The organism is Lactiplantibacillus plajomi (assembly GCF_005405405.1).
GTDB lineage: Bacteria > Bacillota > Bacilli > Lactobacillales > Lactobacillaceae > Lactiplantibacillus > Lactiplantibacillus plajomi.
Window position 1 is genome coordinate 122,590 of the sequence record NZ_BJDZ01000003.1, and the last position, 6,968, is coordinate 129,557.

The following is a 6,968-nucleotide window of genomic DNA, read 5'->3' on the forward strand; positions in this document are numbered from 1 at the left end:
CTCATTTCTTTTTACAAGTTATATAATAAGGCTTAAAGGTGCCAACTAACGACACCATTAAAAAACGAGGTAATTTTAATATGGAACGTTCCGAACGTCTGAATCAAGAACTCATCTTTTTAAGTTACAAAACCGTGTTTCACTTGCAAGATCTCATGCAGACGTTTCACATTTCCAAGCGCACCGCCCTGCGTGACATCGCTTCGCTGGAGCAACTCGGACTGGCCTTTTACGTTGAACCGGGCCGCTACGGCGGTTACCACCTGACGAAGCGCCAACTCTGGGCCCCGGTTTTACTGAACTTAGCTGAAATCAACGCCCTCTTCTTTGCCATTAAGGCGCTGAGCCTGCTATCGGCAACCCCGTTCGAAAAGGCCTACCCGCCAATTTATCAAAAACTAATGGCGAGTTTACCCTTAAAAGAACAGCAGCACGTCCGGCGCCTCCAGGAAGTCGTCAACTACTACACCATCCCGAACTTGGACGGCCCGCGCTTTTTACCAGAACTCCTGAGCGCCATTTTAGATGAAACCGTGGTCGCCATCGAACTGGACCAAGTTAATAACCAGTCCTACCAACTTTTCGACCTACTTTACCGTAACGGCGTTTGGTTTTTCAGCGGCGTCGCCTTAGCTGACCAGGCGTGGGTCATCATCCGTTGTGACCGGGTCACCGCCATCACCACGACCGCCGCAACCCCGCGCTACACCCACGCCGACCTGCAACAACGCCAGCGCACTTATGACCGCGACCACCATAACGTCGCCTACGAATGTACCCTAACACCGCAGGGCCGCGAAATGGTCGAACGCAATAACTACCCCAACATGCATTTAAAACGGGTGAACGGTCAAGACTACCTTTATGGTGGCTATAACCAGGACGAGTACGATTACATGATTCAATACTTACTTGGCCTGGGCACCAACGTTAAGATTAACTATCCGCACGCACTCCAACGGGGCTACCTCGCTGCCATCGAGCGCATTAAAAAGATGTATGCTAACTAAAAAAAGACTGCTAGGTTTGCGCCTAGTAGTCTTTTTAGCTGTGTTCAGCTTTCTAAACAATTTAATTATCAGCGGTAATGTAATCTAAAATATGGAACAGCGCGCGCTGATTGGCGGCCAACACCGGCATCGTCAAAATATCGGCTGCCGTTTGGTTGAGTTGCGACCCCTGAATATAGGGGTAGTCGTTTACGACCATTTCCCGGACGTTGTTGGCCCGGGGTTCCAAGTGAAATTGCAGGCCCACAATCCGGTGATCCAAGACAAAGCCCTGGTTGGTCACCCGCTCGCTTGCAAAGAGTAGCTGGGCCGCCGTGGGAACTTCAAACATTTCTTCGTGCCAGTGGAGCACCGTCAGTTCGGCTGGAATACCCGGAATAACCGTACTTTGTCGATAAACCGGCGCCCAGCCGACTTCCTTAGCGGGCGCCTTGGTCACTTCGTAGCCCAACGTTTTACTGATTTGCTGAGCACCAAAACAGGCCCCAAACATCGGTACCGCCCGACTACGTAACGTCTGGATCAGCGTCCGTTCCTGCTTGATCCACGGTTGGGCGTCGTTCGGACTCATCGGCCCACCTAAAATCACCAACATGTCGGTTTCGTCGGCGTTCGGTAAGTGACCAAATTGGTACGGGTGGTAAGTCACCATTGGATGGCCGTGGGCGTTTGCCCAGTCTTCAATCATACCCGGTCCTTCGTTGGGGGTGTGTTGCAAAACATTTATACGCATAAGCTATCCTTTCATCAACGGCAATGTTTCGAATGGGTATCGCCTGCAAGTCCCCAGAATGGGGCTATTATAGCACGAATCCGCCCGATTGTTTCACGTGACACAATCAAATTAAAAAGCTATTAGAGCCCCTATTGTTTCCGCTTACAGCGTGATATAGTGAATTTAATAACAATAGGGGGATGGTTACATGCACACGATCGAACAACTGAACGACGGCCGCAACGTTTTTCTGAACGGCCAACGGGTCAACGTTGCCGACGTCCCGATTTTCCGCAAAACGTTGGCGCTAAATAACCGCTACTACGACTTACAAAAATCCAATCCAGCCGTACATACTTACCAAGAGAACGGCCGGACTTACGACATTGCGTTTAAAGTACCCCGCACCGTCGACGACTTACGCCAAAAGCATCAAGCTTACCAAGAAATTGCGCAAAGTAATTACGGGATGCTTGGGCGAACCCCGGACTTTTTAAACACGGCGATGGCGGTCCTGGCTGAACGCAGTGCTTTTTTAGGCCATAACCAGTACACCGACTTCGGTGAAAACGCCAAGCACTACGCCCAGTGGATCAAGGAAAACGACATTTTCATCAGCCACGCCTTACAAAACCCGGCTCTGGACCGCACCAAGGCGATCAACGCCATTCCGTCCGGGTACGCCGGCGTGCACGTTTTGGAACGCAACGACCGCGGAATCGTCGTTTCCGGCGCAAAAATGGTGAATACAATGGCACCGATTGCCGATGATTTGCTGGTCTTCAATCCACCGGAATTACTACTGGAAAAGGGCGACACCAGTTACGCAGTCGCCTTTGCCACCCCGTTGAACACCCCCGGCATCAAGGTTATCTGCCGGAAACTGCTCGACCACCCCGGCTACACCGAGGACGATTACCCGTTGAGTAACGCGTTGGACGAAATCGACGCCTACATCGTCTTCGACCACGCCTTCATTCCGTGGGAAAAAGTATTCGTGGAAAACGACGTTGAGATGAGCAACCGCTTCTTCATTGAATCCGGCATGTTCATCCACACCTCCCACCAAGACGAAGTTCGCGGCATTACTAAGTTAGAGTTCGCCACTAGCCTGGCCATCCGTACGGCGAAACTCCTCGGCCTCGACGGCTTTTTAGGCGTTCAGGAAAAGCTCGGCCGCCTGACCGATAACTTGGAACTGATCAAGGGCACGATTAGCCGGTCAGAAACGGAAGGCCACCTCGACGAATTCGGGATCTACACCCCGAGTGAACAGGCGTTACTCGCCGTACGGTCAACGTTACCGGAATATTTTGAAACGGCTATGAAAGCGGCCCAACATTTTTCGGCCGGTTCGGCAGTCGGGGTGCCCGGCTGGGCCGAATTTAGCGGCGAAAACGGGCCAATTCTTGAACGGGCACTCGCAACCGACCGGGCTACCGCTCAGGAACGGGCCAAGTTACTCAACCTGGTCTTCGACTTAACGACCGCCGGCTTTGGTCAGCGACAACTAATGTACGAGTACTACCACGGCGGCGACCCGATGCGGATTCGCTCCATGCACTACCCGCACGAGGACTTAACGGACGGCAACGCGATGTTAGACCGCCTCCTTAAATAATCTGAATTAAGACTTAACTTGAACGGCCACCTTGTTCAACTTTTAGTGAACAAGGTGGCCGTTCAGTTTTTAAGCTGCCTCCAGGTATAACCGCCGCAGTTCATTTAGTTCACGGGTAGTCAGTTGTAAGCCGGTCAGTAAATACTCGTTAAAAGTGCCGTAGTGCTGGGTGATGACGTCAAAATAACGGGTTAGATACGCCGCGTCGACGTTCAGTGCCGTTTGAATACCCGCTAACTGGTTGGCGGGCAGCTTGCCACTCAACGCGGACAAAATGGCCTGGTTAGCGTCCGCCCGTTGTAAGTTAGTTTGTAAGTAATCCGCCATAATCTGTTCATCACTAACGCCCAAGATTTTTAAAATCAGTGCCGCCCCAACGCCGGTCCGGTCCTTACCCGCAAAGCAGTGAAAAACGACCGGCACCGGCGTCAGCAATCCCTGAATAAAGTTGCGGTAGCCGTGGCGCGCCGAATCACTCAACGCTAGCTGTTCGTATAAGTCGAGCATGCGGTCGTGGACGTTCCCGTTTGTCGTGATCATACTTTGTAAACTGGCGCCGTCGCCGGCCGTTTGTTCTAAAATATCGAGGACCGTGTACGTGGTGTTCGCGAGTTGAACGTCCGGAAAGCGTGTCCGTTCATCCACAGTTCGCATGTCAACGACGCGTTGGACGTGTAACTCCCGCGTTAAATAGGCCTGCTGATCAGCATCCAGCTGGTCTAACTGCCCCGAACGGTACAACCAGCCGTGTTTGACCAGCCGGCCATCCTGGGTGCGATGGCCCCCAAGTGTTCGAAAATTCGTAATTGCTTGCATGGCGTTACCCCCTTCATTTTAGCCACATTGTAAGCTATTTTTGCCAATAAAGCTGGTGAAACGCCACTGCTTTTAACTCACCAAAAAATCAGCCACCTGAAGGTGACTGATTTTTTCATAACTAATTAAAATGACGCCACTTTTTATCGGTCAGGGCGCGGGCAACGAATAACCCGAGTGGTAAAAACATGATGATCAAAACGGCACGGGTCAACCACAACGCCCCGGTCCCGATTTGATTGCTTCCAATACTATAAATCCCGCGGTAGATGTACAGTCCCGGTACCATGATCACAATCGACGGAACCGTCAGGGAAATTCGCGGGTAACCGTTATAGCGGTTGATCATAGACGCCAGCACGCCCGCGACTAAGGCACCAATAAACGCGGCCGCGGCGGGCGGCATCGCCGTTAACTGAACTAATTCTAGGCGGAGTGTATTAGCCACCGCCCCGATCAGTCCGGCGGTAATCGCCATTTTCTGGGTACTATTAAACATCAGTGAGAAACCGTAGACCCCGCAAAAACTAGCGGGTAACCGCAATAGCATTAAGACTAGCGGTGACAACCCCAGTGGTAAAAAGTTGCCGGGTTCAAAATCGAAGGTCGTCGCCACCAACCAGCCGACCAGCGTGGCAATTAGCGTGATCATGATGGCGTAGGCCAGCCGCTCCAGTCCCGAACGCATATCGAGTTTAGAAATATCCAACATACTGGTAATGAACGGAAAACCGGGAATCACGAACAGCATCGCCCCGATGTAACCGGCCTCGTGCTGGGTCGGAATATTGCCCGCCCAAACGAGGCACTTAAAGCTCAACATGTAGACCAGACAAGCGACCGCCACACTGACCGCGATGCCGGCAATCGTCGTCAACGTCCGTTTGCCCATCCGGGCGCGGACGTAGTTCCCACAGCCGGCACCGAGAAACGAACACAGCATTTCCGGTAGCCCACCGCCAAGTAAAAAAATAAAGCCGCTGCAGGCCAAGCCCGCCGCTAACCCCGAAACCAGCGGCGAATACTGCTTCGGCCGCTTTTGAACGGTGTCGATGGCGGTATGTAATTCCCGAATCGTCAAATCCGCATACTTAGTATCAAACTCATTCACAAACTTTTCCAAACTATTTAATTTATCGGTGTTCACACCGGTATTGGGTAGCGCCAGCACCTGGGTGTAACTATGTTCGTGACTAAAACAAGTGTAGTGCAGCGCAATCAACCCGATGTCCGCCGAACAAGTCAGGTTTAAACTGCGGGCGACTTTGTTCATCGCGTCGCGAACCCGCCACGCCCCGGTCCCACACGACAACAGTGAGATGCCGACGCGGCCGACGATCGACGCCCGTTCTGGTAAACTCGCGTGCTTGGCCGTCACGTCCTCGTCGCGAATAAAATCTTTCCACGGAATCGTCATGTGGTGCCGCTGCGACAACGGGGTCGTGGGAAGCTCCGGTTGATCTTTATGTCCCATAGTATGCCTCCATTATAAATGTCCGCTGTTCAGGTTTTACTGAACACGTTGGTTTAATTATAACTTTAATTTCAGCGAACCCCCACCCCCATTTTAGACGGACCGTTTGCTAACCTTACGGACATGCTGGTTAGGCGTGCGTTCAATCGTTAAGCTAATTCAATTGTGGTAAATTAAGCTCAAAAGCACGAGGAGGCCTGCACCATGTGTACCAGTTTAACTTACACCAACCAAGCTAACGGGCACTTTCTAGCCCGCACGATGGATTACCACCTTGATTTCGATGCTCAAATTATGTTCATGCCGCGACAACGCACCGTTAACGGTGACGCCGGCCCGTTTAAAACCAGTTACGGCTTTATCGGCGCCGGTCGCAACCTTAATCACGAAATGTTCACCGACGGCGTCAACGAGTTCGGGGTCGGCGTTGCGACCCTGTACTTCCCCGACCACGCCGTTTACCAGGAAAAAGCCACGGCCGGACGGCTCGGACTGGCGCCCCACGATTTCGTCGCCTGGGCCCTCGGGAACGCGAAGAGCGTTGCCGACTTAGCGGAAAAGGTACACCATATTCAATTAATCAGTCGTTCAGCGGCCCTAGTCGCGGTCGTACCACCACTGCACTTCATTATTAGTGACCCGACCGGCGCGACCGCCGTTTTGGAACCAACTGGCCCCGATCTACACCTGATTGACGATCCAGTCGGCGTAATGACGAACTCCCCCGACTTAAACTGGCACTTGCAAAACATCAGCACGTACGGCATGTTCAGCAACGCTGATCTACCACTACAAACTTATGGCAACTATCACCCGGCGACCCAGGGACCCGGTACCGGCGCCGTTGGCTTACCCGGTGACTACACGTCGGTATCGCGTTTCGTGCGGACTAACTTCCTGAAGAAGTTTGCCGACGTCCCAACGACGACCGCCGACACGTTGAGCTTATTACAACTAATTCTGAACGCCGTTACAATTCCAAAGGGCGCTAAACACATCAGTAACGGTAGCAGCGACTACACCGAATACCGTAGTTACATGGACTTAGACGGTTTGACTTACACCATCGAACTGTATGAAAACCCCGGTAAGTTGCAACAAGTCATATTGACCAAGCACCTGCTAGAAACCGTGACGGAACCCACGGAATTCCCACTCAGTCGAGAACCGCAGTTACACGTTTTGAATCCGGAAAAAGCCTTCTAAAAAAGCATCCCCTGCGAGTAAACCACTTGTACTAGTCCCTGTCAAGTTGACAGGTGAAATAATATAATTCTCGGACGTAACTTAAGCGGCTTTATCGCGATATTCTTTCGCGGTGGAGCCGTTTCT

Annotated in this window: 6 protein-coding genes; 3 read left to right on the forward strand and 3 right to left on the reverse strand. The window is 52.1% G+C overall.

All coding sequences use genetic code 11. The features are described 5' to 3' along the window. Nucleotides 1-80 precede the first annotated feature (80 nt). Nucleotides 81-1,010, forward strand: a complete 930-nt coding sequence (locus tag FFM82_RS01920; protein WP_137644182.1) for a helix-turn-helix transcriptional regulator — start codon at nucleotides 81-83, stop codon at nucleotides 1,008-1,010. A 61-nt stretch (nucleotides 1,011-1,071) separates the two neighbouring features. On the opposite strand, the gene FFM82_RS01925 is transcribed toward FFM82_RS01920, so the two are convergent. Next, nucleotides 1,072-1,743: a type 1 glutamine amidotransferase gene (locus FFM82_RS01925; protein WP_137644183.1), complete on the reverse strand. Its 672-nt coding sequence runs from the start codon at nucleotides 1,741-1,743 to the stop codon at nucleotides 1,072-1,074. 190 nt (nucleotides 1,744-1,933) lie between these two features. Here FFM82_RS01925 and FFM82_RS01930 point away from each other — a divergent pair, with 190 nt between their 5' ends. Beyond that, the gene (locus FFM82_RS01930; RefSeq protein ID WP_137644184.1) at nucleotides 1,934-3,346 is read left to right on the forward strand and encodes a 4-hydroxyphenylacetate 3-hydroxylase N-terminal domain-containing protein; all 1,413 of its coding nucleotides are present in this window, start codon (nucleotides 1,934-1,936) and stop codon (nucleotides 3,344-3,346) included. A 69-nt stretch (nucleotides 3,347-3,415) separates the two neighbouring features. On the opposite strand, the gene FFM82_RS01935 is transcribed toward FFM82_RS01930, so the two are convergent. Both FFM82_RS01935 and FFM82_RS01940 read right to left on the reverse strand, forming a co-directional pair. Then, nucleotides 3,416-4,162 (reverse strand): tyrosine-protein phosphatase, encoded by a 747-nt coding sequence (locus FFM82_RS01935; RefSeq protein ID WP_137644185.1) that lies wholly within the window; start codon nucleotides 4,160-4,162, stop codon nucleotides 3,416-3,418. A 121-nt stretch (nucleotides 4,163-4,283) separates the two neighbouring features. Then, complete coding sequence (locus FFM82_RS01940; protein WP_137644186.1) at nucleotides 4,284-5,636, reverse strand: threonine/serine exporter family protein; 1,353 nt, start codon at nucleotides 5,634-5,636, stop codon at nucleotides 4,284-4,286. A 204-nt stretch (nucleotides 5,637-5,840) separates the two neighbouring features. On the opposite strand from FFM82_RS01940, the gene FFM82_RS01945 reads away from it, so the two are divergent. Further along, nucleotides 5,841-6,842, forward strand: coding sequence for a choloylglycine hydrolase family protein (locus FFM82_RS01945; protein ID WP_137644187.1), 1,002 nt, complete (start codon nucleotides 5,841-5,843; stop codon nucleotides 6,840-6,842). The last annotated feature ends 126 nt before the right edge of the window (nucleotides 6,843-6,968 follow it).